Origin of the sequence: Actinomyces oris (assembly GCF_001553935.1) — a bacterium.
GTDB lineage: Bacteria > Actinomycetota > Actinomycetes > Actinomycetales > Actinomycetaceae > Actinomyces > Actinomyces oris_A.
Genome location: NZ_CP014232.1, coordinates 456,661 through 468,943, shown reverse-complemented (window position 1 = coordinate 468,943; position 12,283 = coordinate 456,661). Strand labels below are relative to the sequence as shown.

22 protein-coding genes are annotated in these 12,283 nt (G+C 67.7%); all 22 read left to right on the top strand.

The window, feature by feature from the left end; genetic code table 11:
- Positions 1-8: 8 nt before the first annotated feature.
- The 22 genes from rplV (at position 9) to rpsK (ending at position 12,162) form a co-directional block, all read left to right on the top strand.
- The gene (rplV, locus tag AXE84_RS02120) at positions 9-386 is read left to right on the top strand and encodes a 50S ribosomal protein L22 (protein WP_003789298.1); all 378 of its coding nucleotides are present in this window, start codon (positions 9-11) and stop codon (positions 384-386) included.
- Positions 386-1,207, top strand: coding sequence for a 30S ribosomal protein S3 (gene rpsC, locus AXE84_RS02115; RefSeq protein ID WP_003789299.1), 822 nt, complete (start codon positions 386-388; stop codon positions 1,205-1,207). The genes rplV and rpsC overlap by 1 nt, the downstream gene beginning before the upstream one ends.
- Before the next feature lie 3 nt (positions 1,208-1,210).
- A complete protein-coding gene (gene rplP / locus AXE84_RS02110) occupies positions 1,211-1,630 on the top strand; it encodes a 50S ribosomal protein L16 (protein ID WP_003781881.1) in 420 nt (139 codons plus the stop codon).
- Positions 1,630-1,875: a 50S ribosomal protein L29 gene (gene rpmC, locus AXE84_RS02105; protein ID WP_009403578.1), complete on the top strand. Its 246-nt coding sequence runs from the start codon at positions 1,630-1,632 to the stop codon at positions 1,873-1,875. Before rplP ends, rpmC begins: the two co-directional genes overlap by 1 nt.
- Positions 1,872-2,165: a 30S ribosomal protein S17 gene (rpsQ, locus tag AXE84_RS02100; RefSeq protein ID WP_003789301.1), complete on the top strand. Its 294-nt coding sequence runs from the start codon at positions 1,872-1,874 to the stop codon at positions 2,163-2,165. Before rpmC ends, rpsQ begins: the two co-directional genes overlap by 4 nt.
- 793 nt (positions 2,166-2,958) lie before the next feature.
- Positions 2,959-3,327 (top strand): 50S ribosomal protein L14, encoded by a 369-nt coding sequence (gene rplN, locus AXE84_RS02095; protein WP_003781898.1) that lies wholly within the window; start codon positions 2,959-2,961, stop codon positions 3,325-3,327.
- A gap of 2 nt (positions 3,328-3,329) precedes the next feature.
- A complete protein-coding gene (rplX, locus tag AXE84_RS02090; RefSeq protein ID WP_003781892.1) occupies positions 3,330-3,674 on the top strand; it encodes a 50S ribosomal protein L24 in 345 nt (114 codons plus the stop codon).
- A gap of 2 nt (positions 3,675-3,676) precedes the next feature.
- A complete protein-coding gene (gene rplE / locus AXE84_RS02085) occupies positions 3,677-4,234 on the top strand; it encodes a 50S ribosomal protein L5 (RefSeq protein ID WP_009396382.1) in 558 nt (185 codons plus the stop codon).
- A 1-nt stretch (position 4,235) separates the two neighbouring features.
- A complete protein-coding gene (locus AXE84_RS02080; RefSeq protein ID WP_003781856.1) occupies positions 4,236-4,421 on the top strand; it encodes a type Z 30S ribosomal protein S14 in 186 nt (61 codons plus the stop codon).
- 58 nt (positions 4,422-4,479) lie between these two features.
- Positions 4,480-4,878 carry a 30S ribosomal protein S8 gene (gene rpsH / locus AXE84_RS02075; protein ID WP_003789305.1) on the top strand — a complete coding sequence of 133 codons (399 nt, stop codon included), beginning with the start codon at positions 4,480-4,482 and terminating at the stop codon, positions 4,876-4,878.
- A 21-nt stretch (positions 4,879-4,899) separates the two neighbouring features.
- Complete coding sequence (gene rplF, locus AXE84_RS02070) at positions 4,900-5,439, top strand: 50S ribosomal protein L6 (RefSeq protein ID WP_060956659.1); 540 nt, start codon at positions 4,900-4,902, stop codon at positions 5,437-5,439.
- Positions 5,440-5,441: 2 nt separating this feature from the next.
- A complete protein-coding gene (gene rplR / locus AXE84_RS02065; RefSeq protein ID WP_003789309.1) occupies positions 5,442-5,822 on the top strand; it encodes a 50S ribosomal protein L18 in 381 nt (126 codons plus the stop codon).
- A 34-nt stretch (positions 5,823-5,856) separates the two neighbouring features.
- Positions 5,857-6,564: a 30S ribosomal protein S5 gene (gene rpsE, locus AXE84_RS02060; protein WP_003781868.1), complete on the top strand. Its 708-nt coding sequence runs from the start codon at positions 5,857-5,859 to the stop codon at positions 6,562-6,564.
- Positions 6,564-6,770 carry a 50S ribosomal protein L30 gene (gene rpmD, locus AXE84_RS02055; protein WP_009396392.1) on the top strand — a complete coding sequence of 69 codons (207 nt, stop codon included), beginning with the start codon at positions 6,564-6,566 and terminating at the stop codon, positions 6,768-6,770. Before rpsE ends, rpmD begins: the two co-directional genes overlap by 1 nt.
- 1 nt (position 6,771) lies before the next feature.
- Positions 6,772-7,248 carry a 50S ribosomal protein L15 gene (gene rplO / locus AXE84_RS02050; RefSeq protein ID WP_010614537.1) on the top strand — a complete coding sequence of 159 codons (477 nt, stop codon included), beginning with the start codon at positions 6,772-6,774 and terminating at the stop codon, positions 7,246-7,248.
- Positions 7,249-7,594: 346 nt separating this feature from the next.
- Positions 7,595-8,896: a preprotein translocase subunit SecY gene (secY, locus tag AXE84_RS02045; RefSeq protein ID WP_010614538.1), complete on the top strand. Its 1,302-nt coding sequence runs from the start codon at positions 7,595-7,597 to the stop codon at positions 8,894-8,896.
- Entirely contained in the window at positions 8,893-9,480 is a 588-nt protein-coding gene (locus AXE84_RS02040; RefSeq protein WP_208854567.1) for an adenylate kinase, read from the top strand. The genes secY and AXE84_RS02040 overlap by 4 nt, the downstream gene beginning before the upstream one ends.
- 141 nt (positions 9,481-9,621) lie before the next feature.
- A complete protein-coding gene (gene map, locus AXE84_RS02035) occupies positions 9,622-10,503 on the top strand; it encodes a type I methionyl aminopeptidase (RefSeq protein WP_081093016.1) in 882 nt (293 codons plus the stop codon).
- Positions 10,504-10,790: 287 nt separating this feature from the next.
- Entirely contained in the window at positions 10,791-11,012 is a 222-nt protein-coding gene (infA, locus tag AXE84_RS02030) for a translation initiation factor IF-1 (protein ID WP_003781847.1), read from the top strand.
- Positions 11,013-11,045: 33 nt separating this feature from the next.
- Positions 11,046-11,159: a 50S ribosomal protein L36 gene (rpmJ, locus tag AXE84_RS02025; protein ID WP_003781903.1), complete on the top strand. Its 114-nt coding sequence runs from the start codon at positions 11,046-11,048 to the stop codon at positions 11,157-11,159.
- A 165-nt stretch (positions 11,160-11,324) separates the two neighbouring features.
- On the top strand, positions 11,325-11,699 hold the full coding sequence (gene rpsM, locus AXE84_RS02020; RefSeq protein WP_010614542.1) for a 30S ribosomal protein S13: 375 nt from the start codon (positions 11,325-11,327) through the stop codon (positions 11,697-11,699).
- A gap of 61 nt (positions 11,700-11,760) precedes the next feature.
- On the top strand, positions 11,761-12,162 hold the full coding sequence (gene rpsK, locus AXE84_RS02015; RefSeq protein ID WP_003781888.1) for a 30S ribosomal protein S11: 402 nt from the start codon (positions 11,761-11,763) through the stop codon (positions 12,160-12,162).
- Positions 12,163-12,283 lie beyond the last annotated feature (121 nt).

Sequence of the window (12,283 nt, the reverse complement as noted above, 5' to 3'; positions counted from 1 at the left end):
CAGAGAACATGGAAGCCAAGGCGCAGGCCAAGTACGTGCGCTGCACGCCGATGAAGGCGCGCCGGGTCGTGGACGTCGTCCGCGGCAAGCGCGCTGTCGAGGCCGTCAACGTGCTCCGATTCGCCCCGCAGGCCGCTGCGGTGCCGGTGCGCAAGGTCCTCGAGTCCGCAATCGCCAACGCCCGGTTCAAGGCTGAGCGTGACGGTGAGCGTTTCGACGAGAACGACCTGTTCATCATCGAGGCGTTCGCCGACGAGGGTCCCACCCTGAAGCGGTTCCGTCCCCGTGCGCAGGGCCGGGCCAGCAGGATCCTCAAGCGGACCAGCCACATCACCGTCATCGTCGGGGACAAGTCCGACGCCGCAACGAAGGAAGGAGCCCGGTAATGGGGCAGAAGGTCAACCCGACCGGGTTCCGCCTGGGCATCACCACGGACCACCGTTCGCGCTGGTTCGCCGACTCCACTAAGCCCGGTCAGCGTTACCGCGACTTCGTGGAGGAGGATGTCAAGATCCGCCGCCTCATGGAGGACGGCATGGAGCGGGCCGGTATCTCCAAGGTCGACATCGAGCGCACCCGTGACCGCGTGCGTGTCGACCTGCACACCGCCCGTCCCGGTATCGTTATCGGTCGCCGTGGGGCCGAGGCCGAGCGCCTGCGCGGTCAGCTCGAGAAGCTGACCGGCAAGCAGGTCCAGCTCAACATCCTCGAGGTCAAGAGCCCCGACCTGGACGCCCAGCTGGTCGCCCAGGGCATCGCTGAGCAGCTCGCCTCCCGCGTGTCCTTCCGTCGCGCCATGCGCAAGGGCATGCAGTCCGCGATGCGTGCCGGCGCCAAGGGCATCCGGGTGCAGTGCTCCGGTCGCCTGGGCGGCGCCGAGATGAGCCGCAGCGAGTTCTACCGCGAGGGGCGCGTGCCGCTGCACACCCTGCGCGCGAACATCGACTACGGCTTCTACGAGGCCAAGACCACCTTCGGCCGCCTCGGCGTCAAGGTGTGGATCTACAAGGGCGACATCACCGAGCGCGAGTTCGCCCGCCAGCAGGCCGAGTCCGGCTCCCGTGGCCGGGGCCGGGGCGAGCGCCGCGGCGGCCGTCGTGGCGACCGCGGTGAGCGCGGTTCGCGTCAGAACACCGAGCAGCAGCAGGCAGCCGAGCAGACGCCGGCCGCCGAGACCGCTGCCGCAGACCAGGGAACGGAGGCCTGAGCCGTGCTCATCCCCCGCCGGACCAAGTTCCGCAAGCAGCACCGCCCGCACCGCACGGGCCTTTCCAAGGGCGGCAACCAGATCGCCTTCGGTGAGTACGGCATCCAGGCCCTCGAGCCCGCCTACATCACCAACCGCCAGATCGAGGCGGCCCGTATCGCCATGACCCGCCACATCAAGCGTGGCGGCAAGGTGTGGATCAACATCTTCCCGGACCGCCCCCTGACCAAGAAGCCCGCCGAGACCCGTATGGGTTCCGGTAAGGGTGCACCCGAGTGGTGGATCGCCAACGTCAAGCCCGGACGCATCCTGTTCGAGCTCGGCGGTGTCGACGAGGCCCTCGCCCGCGAGGCCATGCGCCGCGCACAGCACAAGCTTCCGATGAAGACCCGTTTCGTGACTCGTGAGGGTGGTGACGTCTGATGGCAATCGGTTCCAAGGGCCTGACCCCCGCCGACCTCGACGGCATGGACAACGAGCGCCTCTCCGAGGAGCTCTCCAAGGCCAAGGCCGAGCTGTTCAACCTCCGGTTCGCCTCGGCGACCGGCCAGCTCGAGGACCACGGACGTCTCAAGGCTGTGCGTCGCGACATCGCCCGCATCTACACGATCGTGCGCGAGCGTGAGCTCGGTATTCGCACCGCCCCGAGCACGGAGGAGTCCAAGTGAGCGAGCAGACCAGCACTGAGAACGTCGAGCAGTCCACCGAGCGCCCCCAGCGCAAGGTGCGTCGCGGCTACGTCGTCTCCGACAAGATGGACAAGACGGTGGTCGTCCTCGTCGAGGAGCGCTACAAGCACTCCCTGTACGGCAAGGTCCTCCGTCGCTCCAAGAAGGTCAAGGTCCACGACGAGAACAACGAGGCCGGTGTCGGCGATCTCGTCTCCATTATGGAGACCCGCCCGCTGAGCGCCACCAAGCACTTCCGCCTCCTGGAGATCCTCGAGCGCGCCAAGTGATCCTCGGCTGAACGCCGCCCTCGACTCGGTCGAGCCGGCCCCCGACGCCGCAGCATCCCACCCGGGAGGCTGCGGCGTCGGCGTTGTTGACGGCGAGGTTCTCAGGGGCGGCGGCCCCACGGGATGTGAGCAGCCTTGCGGTGCGGCGCCGGTGCCGGACCGCGTAGTACTCCACGAGGGTTGGGCACTACTGGAGGAGGATGGGGTGTACTGCGGGTAGATGGGGCCTTCGTGCAGTGTGCACAACCCTTGGCCAGTAGATCCCGACCGTCGTGGAGTAGAGGCGGTTCTGAAAAGGCCCGGGCCAGGGCCGGCTGCGGACCACCGCCGACAGTCAGGCAGACGGATCGGGGACTGCGGTGTGCGACGAGGATGCCCTGTTCCCCCAAAGGACGACGGTCGCGCCTCAGTCGTCTGGAGGACAACGCAGTCCTCGGCGGGCAGGTACGTCGTCGGCCAGGGGTCGATGGGCCGACCGGGTGCTTCGAGCGTCGGCGTCGGAGGCCCGGGAAAAGCCGGTGAGCAAAGGCACAGGGCGGGCTGGTCATCTCAGGTTCCGCGTGATGCGGCGGCTGGACTAGGCTTATGGAGTTGCGCGCGCCCTCGGTGCGTCCGGCAGAGACCTCGTGCAGTCTGCGCCTGTGTCTGTCGGGACAGCGTATCGCGGGAATCCCCTATCCCTGGGTCAGCCTCGTGCGGCCTGTGGCCGGGGGAGACGTGTGCAAGACCAGAAGAACGTTCGGCCAGGCTCAGGAGCTTCCTGAGAACCGGCTCGACGACAGGAGAACACTCAATGATCCAGCAGGAGTCGCGACTGAAGGTCGCCGACAACACCGGTGCCAAGGAGATCCTTTGCATCCGTGTTCTCGGTGGATCGGGTCGGCGCTATGCGGGTATCGGCGACACGATCGTCGCCACCGTCAAGGACGCCATTCCCGGCGGCAACGTGAAGAAGGGCGAGGTCGTCAAGGCCGTCGTCGTGCGTGCCCGCAAGGAGCGTCGTCGTCCCGACGGCTCATACATCCGCTTCGACGAGAACGCCGCCGTCATCCTCAAGAACGATGGGGAGCCGCGCGGTACGCGCATCTTCGGCCCCGTCGGCCGTGAGCTTCGCGAGAAGAAGTTCATGCGCATCGTCTCGCTCGCCCCGGAGGTGATCTGAACATGGCACGCATCAAGAAGGGCGACCAGGTCATCGTCATCGCCGGTAAGGACAAGGGCAAGACCGGCCGCGTTCTGGAGGTCCTCAAGGGCACTGACCGTGTCATCGTCGAGGGCGTCCAGCGCGTGACCAAGCACACCAAGGTGGGGCAGTCCCAGCAGGGCGCCCGCACCGGCGGCATCGAGACCGTTGAGGCGCCCATCCACGCCTCCAACGTCATGCTCGTCGACCCCAAGACGAAGAAGCGCACCCGCGTGGGCTTCCGCGTCGAGGAGGGCGTGCGTCCCGACGGCCGCAAGCGCACCGTCCGCGTGCGTTACGCCAAGAAGAGCGGGGAGGACCTGTGACCATGGCTGAGAAGACCACCCCCCGTCTCAAGACGAAGTACACCGAGGAGGTGCGCCCCGCCCTGCTCAAGGAGTTCCAGCACGGCAACGTGATGGAGGTCGGGCGCGTCGTCAAGGTCGTCGTCAACATGGGTGTGGGCGAGGCCGCCCACGACTCCAAGATGATCGAGGGCGCCGTGCGCGACCTCGCCGCCATCACCGGACAGAAGCCCCAGGTCACCCGGGCCCGCAAGTCCATCGCGCAGTTCAAGCTGCGTGAGGGCATGCCGATCGGTGCGCACTCCACGCTGCGCGGCGACCGCATGTGGGAGTTCCTGGACCGCCTTGTCTCGATCTCCCTTCCCCGTATCCGCGACTTCCGGGGTCTGAGCCCCAAGCAGTTCGACGGGAACGGCAACTACACCTTCGGTCTGACCGAGCAGGCTGTCTTCCACGAGATCGACCAGGACCAGATCGACCGCGTCCGCGGCATGGACATCACCGTGGTGACCACGGCCAAGACCGACGAGGAGGCCCGCTCGCTGCTCAAGCAGCTCGGCTTCCCCTTCAAGGAGAAGTGAGATGGCGAAGACCGCACTGATTGAGAAGGCGAACCGCAAGCCCAAGTTCGGTGTCCGTGCCTACACGCGCTGCCAGCGCTGCGGCCGCCCGCACTCGGTCTACCGCAAGTTCGGCCTGTGCCGTATCTGCCTGCGTGAGATGGCCCTTCGCGGCGAGCTCCCGGGCGTGAGCAAGTCCAGCTGGTAAGAACTTACGTCGCAGGTCCGCTGAGGAAACCACGACGAGGAAGGGCTAAGGCCCACTCATGACAATGACAGACCCCATCGCAGACATGCTGACCCGTCTGCGCAACGCAAACAGCGCCTACCACGACACCGTGTCGATGCCGTCGAGCAAGCTCAAGGTGAACATCGCTGAGATGCTCAAGGCCGAGGGCTACATCGCCGGCTACGAGGTCACGGACGCCGAGGTCGGCAAGACGCTCACGCTGAGCCTCAAGTACGGAGCCAACCGCCAGCGGGCCATCCAGGGCCTGCGCCGGATCTCCAAGCCCGGCCTGCGCGTCTACGCCAAGTCCACCAACCTGCCCAAGGTCCTCGGCGGCCTGGGAGTGGCGATCCTGTCCACCTCCTCCGGCCTCCTGACCGACAAGCAGGCCGAGTCGCGTGGCGTGGGCGGCGAAGTCCTCGCCTACGTCTGGTAAGAGAAGGAACGGAGGAAAACCATGTCTCGTATTGGACGGCTCCCCGTTCCGGTCCCTGCCGGAGTGGACGTCACCATCGACGGCCAGGACGTGACGGTCAAGGGCCCCAAGGGCACCCTGTCCCGCACGATCAGCGAGCCCCTGAGCGTCATCCGCCAGGAGGACGGCTCCATCCTGGTTACGCGCCCCGACGACGAGCGCCGCTCGCGCTCGCTGCACGGACTGTCGCGCACCCTCATCAACAACATGGTGATCGGCGTCACCGAGGGCTACACCAAGCAGCTCGAGATCGTCGGCACCGGTTACCGCGTCGCCGCCAAGGGCCAGGGCATCGAGCTCTCCCTCGGCTTCTCCCACACCGTTACCGTTGAGCCCCCCGAGGGCATCACCTTCACGGTCGACGGCAACCTGAAGATCACCGTCTCCGGTATCTCCAAGGAGCAGGTCGGCGAGGTCGCGGCGAACATCCGCAAGATCCGTCCGCCGGAGCCCTACAAGGGCAAGGGCGTGCGCTACGCCGGCGAGAACGTGCGCCGCAAGGTCGGAAAGGCTGGTAAGTGACCATGGCTTACTCGATCAAGAGGGGCAAGGGCAACCCCCGTGCCATCGCCCGCAAGATCCGTCACCAGCGCGTGCGCAAGCACATCTCCGGCACGCCCGAGCGTCCCCGCCTGGTGGTCACCCGATCCAACCGCCACATGGTGGCTCAGGTCGTGGACGACACCATCGGCCACACCCTGTGCGCCGCCTCCACCCTGGAGGAGGCCGCCAAGGGCGTCGAGGGCCACAAGGTGGGCGCCGCCCACAAGGTCGGCGAGCTCATCGCCGAGCGTGCCAAGGCGCTGGGCATTGAGGCAGTCGTGTTCGACCGCGGCGGCAACAAGTACCACGGCCGTGTCGCGGCCGTCGCCGAGGGCGCCCGTGAGGGCGGCCTGAAGCTGTGAGCACTAAGACGACGAGAAAGCAGAGGAACATCTGATGGCTGCACCGCAGCGAGACAGGTCCGCGTCGTCCGACGGCTCGGCCCAGCGCGAGAACGACGAGCGCCGGGGCGAGGGCCGCGGCCGCCGCGACCGCAACAACGACCGCCGCGACCGTGGTCGCGGCAACGACGACAAGTACATCGAGCGCGTCGTCACCATCAACCGCGTGTCCAAGGTCGTCAAGGGCGGCCGCCGCTTCACCTTCACGGCCCTCGTGGTCGTCGGTGACGGTGAGGGCACCGTCGGCGTGGGCTACGGCAAGGCGAAGGAAGTTCCCGCCGCCATCGCCAAGGCCGTCGAGATCGCGAAGAAGAACTTCTTCCACGTCCCGATGATCCGCCGCACCATCCCGCACCTGGTCCAGGGCGAGGACTCCGCCGGAGTCGTCCTCCTGCGCCCGGCGTCCCCCGGTACCGGTGTTATCGCCGGTGGCCCGGTGCGCGCCGTGCTGGACTGCGCCGGTGTCCACGACATCCTGTCCAAGTCGCTGGGCTCCTCCAACGCGATCAACATCGTGCACGCCACGGTGGACGCCCTCAAGCAGCTCGAGCAGCCGGAGGCCGTTGCGGCCCGCCGTGGCCTGCCGCTGGAGGACGTCGCCCCGCAGTCCATGCTGCGGGCCCGCGCCGAGGGTGAGGCTGACAAGCGCGCTCAGGCTGAGAAGCAGGAGGCCGAGAAGGCCGCTGAAGGAGTGGGTGCGTGATGGCTGAGTCCGCATCGAAGCAGATGACCAAGCAGCTCAAGGTCACTCAGGTCCGCTCTGGCATCGGGGGCACCCACCGCCAGCGCGAGTCCCTCAAGACCCTGGGTCTGCGCAAGATCCGCCAGTCCGTCGTGCGCGAGGACAGCCCCAGTGTGCGCGGCCTGATTGCCACGGTGCACCACCTGGTCACCGTTGAGGAGGTCTGAGATGGCTGACACCGAGAACACGCAGGAGGAGAAGGTGCGCGTCGTCAAGCTGCACCACCTGCGTCCCGCCCCCGGCGCCAAGAAGGCCAAGACCCGTGTGGGTCGTGGTGAGGCGTCCAAGGGTAAGACCGCCGGTCGCGGTACCAAGGGCACCAAGGCTCGTTACCAGGTCCGTCCCGGTTTCGAGGGTGGCCAGATGCCGCTGCACATGCGTCTTCCCAAGCTGCGCGGCTTCCGCAACCCCAACCGGGTCGAGTTCCAGCCTGTGAACGTCGGCCGCATCGCCGAGCTGTTCCCCGAGGGCGGCACGGTGACCGTGGAGGACCTCGTCGCCAAGGGTGCGGTTCGCAAGAACCAGCTCGTCAAGGTCCTCGGCGGCGGCGACGTCACCGTGGCCCTGACGCTCACGGTCGACGCCTGGTCCGGCTCCGCCAAGGAGAAGATCGAGGCTGCCGGCGGCTCCATCGCCACGCGCTAACGCCGTCGAGCCGCGCCCGGCAGGGACTGCCTGACGGAGCGGTTCTGACGCATCGCCAGATCGCTGACCCCGGCGGTCCAGGGAAACCTGGGCCGCCGGGGTCCGTCGTGCGCGGCCGGCGCGCAGCAAGACGGCTCTTGCGCGTCGGCGGCGAGGTGCCTTGGATCACCCCGGACTACCGTACCGGGACGAGACGTGAGAAAACCCGCACCTCAGCCACGTTGCAAGCCCGTCTCAGCGCCCAGGTGGCGAGCTCGGCGGGGTAGTCTGGGCCGGGCGCAGTTCCCCTGCGCTCCGCCTTGCTGCCCGCAAGGCCGAACCCACCCCCGAGTCCACAGGAGATCGAGTGCTCAGCGCGTTCACTCAGGCGTTCAGAACGCCAGACCTCAGGGCGAAGCTGCTCTTCACCCTCGGCATCATGGCCCTGTTCCGGCTCGGGTCGATCCTGCCGGCGCCCGGCGTCAACCTGGCCAACGCCAAGTACTGCATCGGGGAGGCCGGCAAGGAGCAGAACCTCCTCAGCCTGGTCAACGTCTTCTCCGGTGGTGCGCTGCTCCAGCTGAGCGTCTTCGCGCTGGGCATCATGCCCTACATCACGGCCTCCATCATCATCCAGCTCCTGCGGGTCGTCATCCCCCGATTCGAGGAGCTCCACAAGGAGGGACAGGCGGGCACCGCCAAGCTCACCGAGTACACCCGCTACCTCACCATCGGCCTGGGGCTGCTCCAGTCCAGCACCATCGTGGCCACGGCCAAGAGCGGCCAGCTCTTCCAGGGATGCGCTCGCGCCCAGGACATTGTCCCCGGCGACTCGATCGTCACTCCGCTGCTCATCATCATCACCATGACCGCCGGCACCGGCCTCATCATGTGGCTGGGTGAGCTCATCACCGAGCGCGGCATCGGTAACGGCATGTCACTGCTCATCTTCACCTCCATCGTGGCCCAGTTCCCCTCCAACATGTTCTCCATCGCCGGAGGCAACAACGGGGCGGCCAACTTCGCCATCATCGTGGCCGTCGTCCTCCTGGCCACCCTCGCGGTCGTGTACATCGAGCAGGCCCAGCGGCGCATCCCCGTGCAGTACGCCAAGCGGATGATTGGGCGGCGCCAGTACGGCGGATCGACCACCTACATCCCGGTCAAGATCAACACCGCCGGCGTCATCCCCGTCATCTTCGCCTCCTCGATCCTGGCCATGCCCCAGCTCATCGCCGGCTTCGGCAATCAGGCGAGCAAGTGGGTGCAGTGGATCCTGACGAACCTGCAGCAGACGAGCCCGATCTACCTGACTGCCTACGGCGTCCTCATCCTGTTCTTCGCCTTCTTCTACACGGCCATCACCTTCGACGCCGAGGAGATCGCGGACAACATGAAGCGCTACGGCGGCTTCATCCCCGGCATCCGCGCCGGCGAGCCCACCGTGCGCTACCTGTCCTACGTCATCAACCGCATCACGACGGCGGGCTCCATCTACCTGGTGGTCCTCGCCCTCATCCCGACGCTCGCCGTCATCTGGCTGGACCTGGCTCAGCACCTGCCCTTCGGTGGAACCACTATCCTCATCATGGTGGGTGTGGGCCTCCAGACCGTCAAGGAAGTCAACTCCCAGCTGCAGCAGCGTCACTACGAAGGGTTCTTGTCATGAGCGCACGCATGGTTCTTCTCGGTCCCCCCGGAGCGGGTAAGGGCACCCAGGCCGCCCGGATCGCCGAGCGCCTGGGCATCCCGGCCATCTCCACCGGAGACATCTTCCGCGCCAACGTCGCCGGCGCCACCGAGCTCGGCACCCAGGCCAAGGCCTACATGGACAAGGGCGAGTACGTCCCCGACTCCATCACCAACGCCATGGTCGCTGACCGCATCGCCCAGGCCGACTGCGAGAACGGATTCCTCCTGGACGGCTACCCGCGCACCACCGCGCAGGTCGGCGAGCTCGACTCCATGCTGAAGGCCTCGGGCCTGGCCCTCGACGTCGTCGTCGAGATTACCGCCGACGCTGAGGCCGTCGTCGCCCGCCTGCTCAAGCGGGCCGGCGAGCAGGGGCGGGCCGACGACACCGAGCCCGTCATCCGCCGCCGCCTCGAGGTCTACGCCGAGTCCACCGCGCCGCTGGCCGATCTCTACGCCGAGCGCGACCTGCTCGTCCAGGTCGACGGCATGGGCGAGATCGATGTCGTCACCGGCCGCATCATGGAGGCCCTCGCCTCCCGCGGCATCACCGGCTCCTGAAGCCCACGCTCACCGGCGGGTCGTCTGCTTAAGCGGACGACCCGCCTGCGCATGCTCCGGCCCGTCCCCGTCCCTGACGGGGGAGTCGGAACCGCCCCAGGCCCCAGGCCCAGCCCGCTCCACACGACCCAGGAGGCACCCGTGCTCTCACGCGAACAGATCCAGATCAAGACGCCCGGGCAGGTTCGCCTCATGCGCCGGGCCGGGCTCGTCGTCGCCGACATCCACGCCGCCCTGCGCGAGGCGGTGCGCGCCGGCATCACCACCGCCGAGCTCGACGCCGTCTCAGCCGGGGTCATCAAGGCCGCCGGCGCTCACTCCAACTTCCTGGGCTACTACGACTACCCGGCCACCGTGTGCATCTCCGTCAACGACGAGGTCGTCCACGGCATCCCCGGTGAGCGGGTCCTGGCCGACGGCGACCTGGTCACCTTCGACTGCGGCGCCTACATCGTCGACGAGGACGGCACTCAGTGGCACGGCGACGCCGCCTTCACCACCGTCGTCGGCGGTAACTACCTGAGCGAGACCGACCGGCTCGTGGACACCACCACCCGACAGGCCCTGTGGGAGGCCATTGCCGCCGTCGCCCGTGCCGCAGCGGGGGAGGGGCGCGGACGCCAGCTGTGCCTCAATGTGGTCGGCGACGCCGTCGAGACCGTTGTTGCGGACGTGGCCGAGCGGGAGGGCCACGAGCTGGGGATCCTCCAGGAGTACGTCGGCCATGGCATCGGCACGAGCATGCACATGGCCCCCGACGTCCTCAACTACTCCGTCAAACGGCGCGGCCCCCGACTGCGCCCCGGCATGGTGCTGGCCATCGAGCCCATGCTCACCGCCGGCAGCCCGGCCACCCGCGAACTCGACGACGGCTGGACCGTCGTCACCCGGGACGGCTCCCACGCCGCCCAGTGGGAGCACACCGTGGCCATCGTCCCCGGGGGCGTCTGGGTCCTCACCGCGCCCGACGGCGGAGCCGAGGGCCTGGCACCCTACGGCATCGAGCCCAAGGCGCTGGGCTGAGTCGCTGATGCGGGAACTGCTGCGGGGGTGCGTCCTCGACGACGCACGCGCCTGCGGTGTGTCAGGAAACACCGCGTGATCGCGCCATCTGGCATGGTGGAGCCCGGGCCGTCTGCCGTAAAGTTATCCGCTGGACGCGCGTCCGTCGATGACGCATGCCCTCATACCGCATTCACGACCCTGGCAACGGGGATCCGCCCGCGGTGGGCCTGCGCAACGGCGACCGCGGCTGCCCGGCGGCGACGTCGTCGGGGTGAACTCGAGCGAGAAAGCACCGATGGAGGAACATGGCTAAGAAGGACGGAGTCATCGAGGTCGAGGGATCGGTCGTCGAGGCCCTTCCGAACGCGATGTTCCGGGTGGAGCTGAGCAACGGGCACGTCGTGCTCGCGCACATCTCCGGAAAGATGCGGCAGCACTACATCCGCATCCTCCCCGAGGACCGGGTGGTCGTGGAGCTGAGCCCCTACGACCTGTCCCGCGGCCGAATCGTCTACCGGTACAAGTGACATGTCGGCTCTCAGAGCCGGCGGAGGAACATCATGAAGGTCAAGCCGAGCGTCAAGAAGATCTGTGACAGCTGCAAGGTGATTCGTCGCCACGGCCGCGTCATGGTCATCTGCGAGAACCCGCGGCACAAGCAGCGTCAGGGCTGAGTCCCCGGCGCCGGGCCGCCCAGTAAGCTGGACGGCCCTTTCCAGCACCCATCCCAGCGCACCCGCACCGCGGGTCCGCAACCCCCGGTTCTCGGAGGCCGGGGCCACCAGGCGAGGTGGGGGAGATGGGTGACGACCTCCGGGAGCACACAGGAGAACCACACCGTGGCACGCATTTCCGGTGTCGACCTGCCTCGCGAGAAGCGAGTCGAGATCGCACTCACCTACATCTTCGGGATCGGACGCACCCGCGCGGACGAGACCCTGAAGGCGACGGGCGTCAACCCCGACACCCGCGTCAAGGACCTCACCGAGGAGGAGCTGGTCAAGCTCCGCACCCACATCGACGGCAACTACCAGGTTGAGGGTGACCTGCGTCGCGAGGTTCAGGCGGACATCCGCCGCAAGATCGAGATCGGCTGCTACCAGGGCCTGCGCCACCGCCGCCACCTGCCGGTGCACGGTCAGCGCACCAAGACCAACGCGCGTACCCGCAAGGGCCCCAAGCGCACCGTGGCCGGTAAGAAGAAGGCCAAGTAAGCAGCAGCTCGCGCCCGCCCAGCGCAGGGCGCAGTGACGACCTCATCACGAAGAAGGAAGAATGCCTCCCAAGACCCGCGCCGCCGCGCGCAAGACGCGCCGCAAGGACCGCAAGAACGTTACCCACGGTCACGCCTACATCAAGTCCACCTTCAACAACACCATCGTCTCGCTGACGGACCCGCAGGGCGCCGTCATTGCCTGGTGCTCCTCCGGCCAGGTCGGCTTCAAGGGCTCGCGCAAGTCGACCCCCTACGCCGCCCAGCTCGCCGCCGAGGCCGCCGCCCGGCGCGCCCAGGAGCACGGCATGAAGAAGGTTGACGTCTTCGTCAAGGGTCCCGGCTCCGGCCGCGAGACCGCGATCCGCTCCCTCCAGGCCGCTGGCCTCGAGGTCGGTTCGATCACCGACGTCACCCCCCAGGCCTTCAACGGCTGCCGCCCGCCCAAGCGCCGTCGCGTCTGAGCTTCAAGGGACGACGGCGCAGCCGGTTGCTGCGTCGTCGTCTCACCACGTTCCGCCCCCACGGCGGGACGCGGAGTAGGGCCGGCCCGGTCGGGCCGGCTGCTCCACCCATGAGGAACGG

Excerpts from the sequence above, each read along its gene's own strand:
- rpsK (WP_003781888.1), top strand. The coding sequence starts at position 11,761 with ATGCCTCCCAAGACCCGCGCCGCCGCGCGCAAGACGCGCCGCAAGGAC.
- rplE (WP_009396382.1), top strand. The coding sequence starts at position 3,677 with ATGGCTGAGAAGACCACCCCCCGTCTCAAGACGAAGTACACCGAGGAG.
- rpmC (WP_009403578.1), top strand. The coding sequence starts at position 1,630 with ATGGCAATCGGTTCCAAGGGCCTGACCCCCGCCGACCTCGACGGCATG.
- rplR (WP_003789309.1), top strand. The coding sequence starts at position 5,442 with ATGGCTTACTCGATCAAGAGGGGCAAGGGCAACCCCCGTGCCATCGCC.
- rplF (WP_060956659.1), top strand. The coding sequence starts at position 4,900 with ATGTCTCGTATTGGACGGCTCCCCGTTCCGGTCCCTGCCGGAGTGGAC.
- rpsH (WP_003789305.1), top strand. The coding sequence starts at position 4,480 with ATGACAATGACAGACCCCATCGCAGACATGCTGACCCGTCTGCGCAAC.
- rpmJ (WP_003781903.1), top strand. The coding sequence starts at position 11,046 with ATGAAGGTCAAGCCGAGCGTCAAGAAGATCTGTGACAGCTGCAAGGTG.
- rpmD (WP_009396392.1), top strand. The coding sequence starts at position 6,564 with ATGGCTGAGTCCGCATCGAAGCAGATGACCAAGCAGCTCAAGGTCACT.
- infA (WP_003781847.1), top strand. The coding sequence starts at position 10,791 with ATGGCTAAGAAGGACGGAGTCATCGAGGTCGAGGGATCGGTCGTCGAG.
- rpsC (WP_003789299.1), top strand. The coding sequence starts at position 386 with ATGGGGCAGAAGGTCAACCCGACCGGGTTCCGCCTGGGCATCACCACG.
- AXE84_RS02040 (WP_208854567.1), top strand. The coding sequence starts at position 8,893 with ATGAGCGCACGCATGGTTCTTCTCGGTCCCCCCGGAGCGGGTAAGGGC.
- rplX (WP_003781892.1), top strand. The coding sequence starts at position 3,330 with ATGGCACGCATCAAGAAGGGCGACCAGGTCATCGTCATCGCCGGTAAG.
- rplN (WP_003781898.1), top strand. The coding sequence starts at position 2,959 with ATGATCCAGCAGGAGTCGCGACTGAAGGTCGCCGACAACACCGGTGCC.
- rpsE (WP_003781868.1), top strand. The coding sequence starts at position 5,857 with ATGGCTGCACCGCAGCGAGACAGGTCCGCGTCGTCCGACGGCTCGGCC.
- AXE84_RS02080 (WP_003781856.1), top strand. The coding sequence starts at position 4,236 with ATGGCGAAGACCGCACTGATTGAGAAGGCGAACCGCAAGCCCAAGTTC.
- rplV (WP_003789298.1), top strand. The coding sequence starts at position 9 with ATGGAAGCCAAGGCGCAGGCCAAGTACGTGCGCTGCACGCCGATGAAG.
- rplO (WP_010614537.1), top strand. The coding sequence starts at position 6,772 with ATGGCTGACACCGAGAACACGCAGGAGGAGAAGGTGCGCGTCGTCAAG.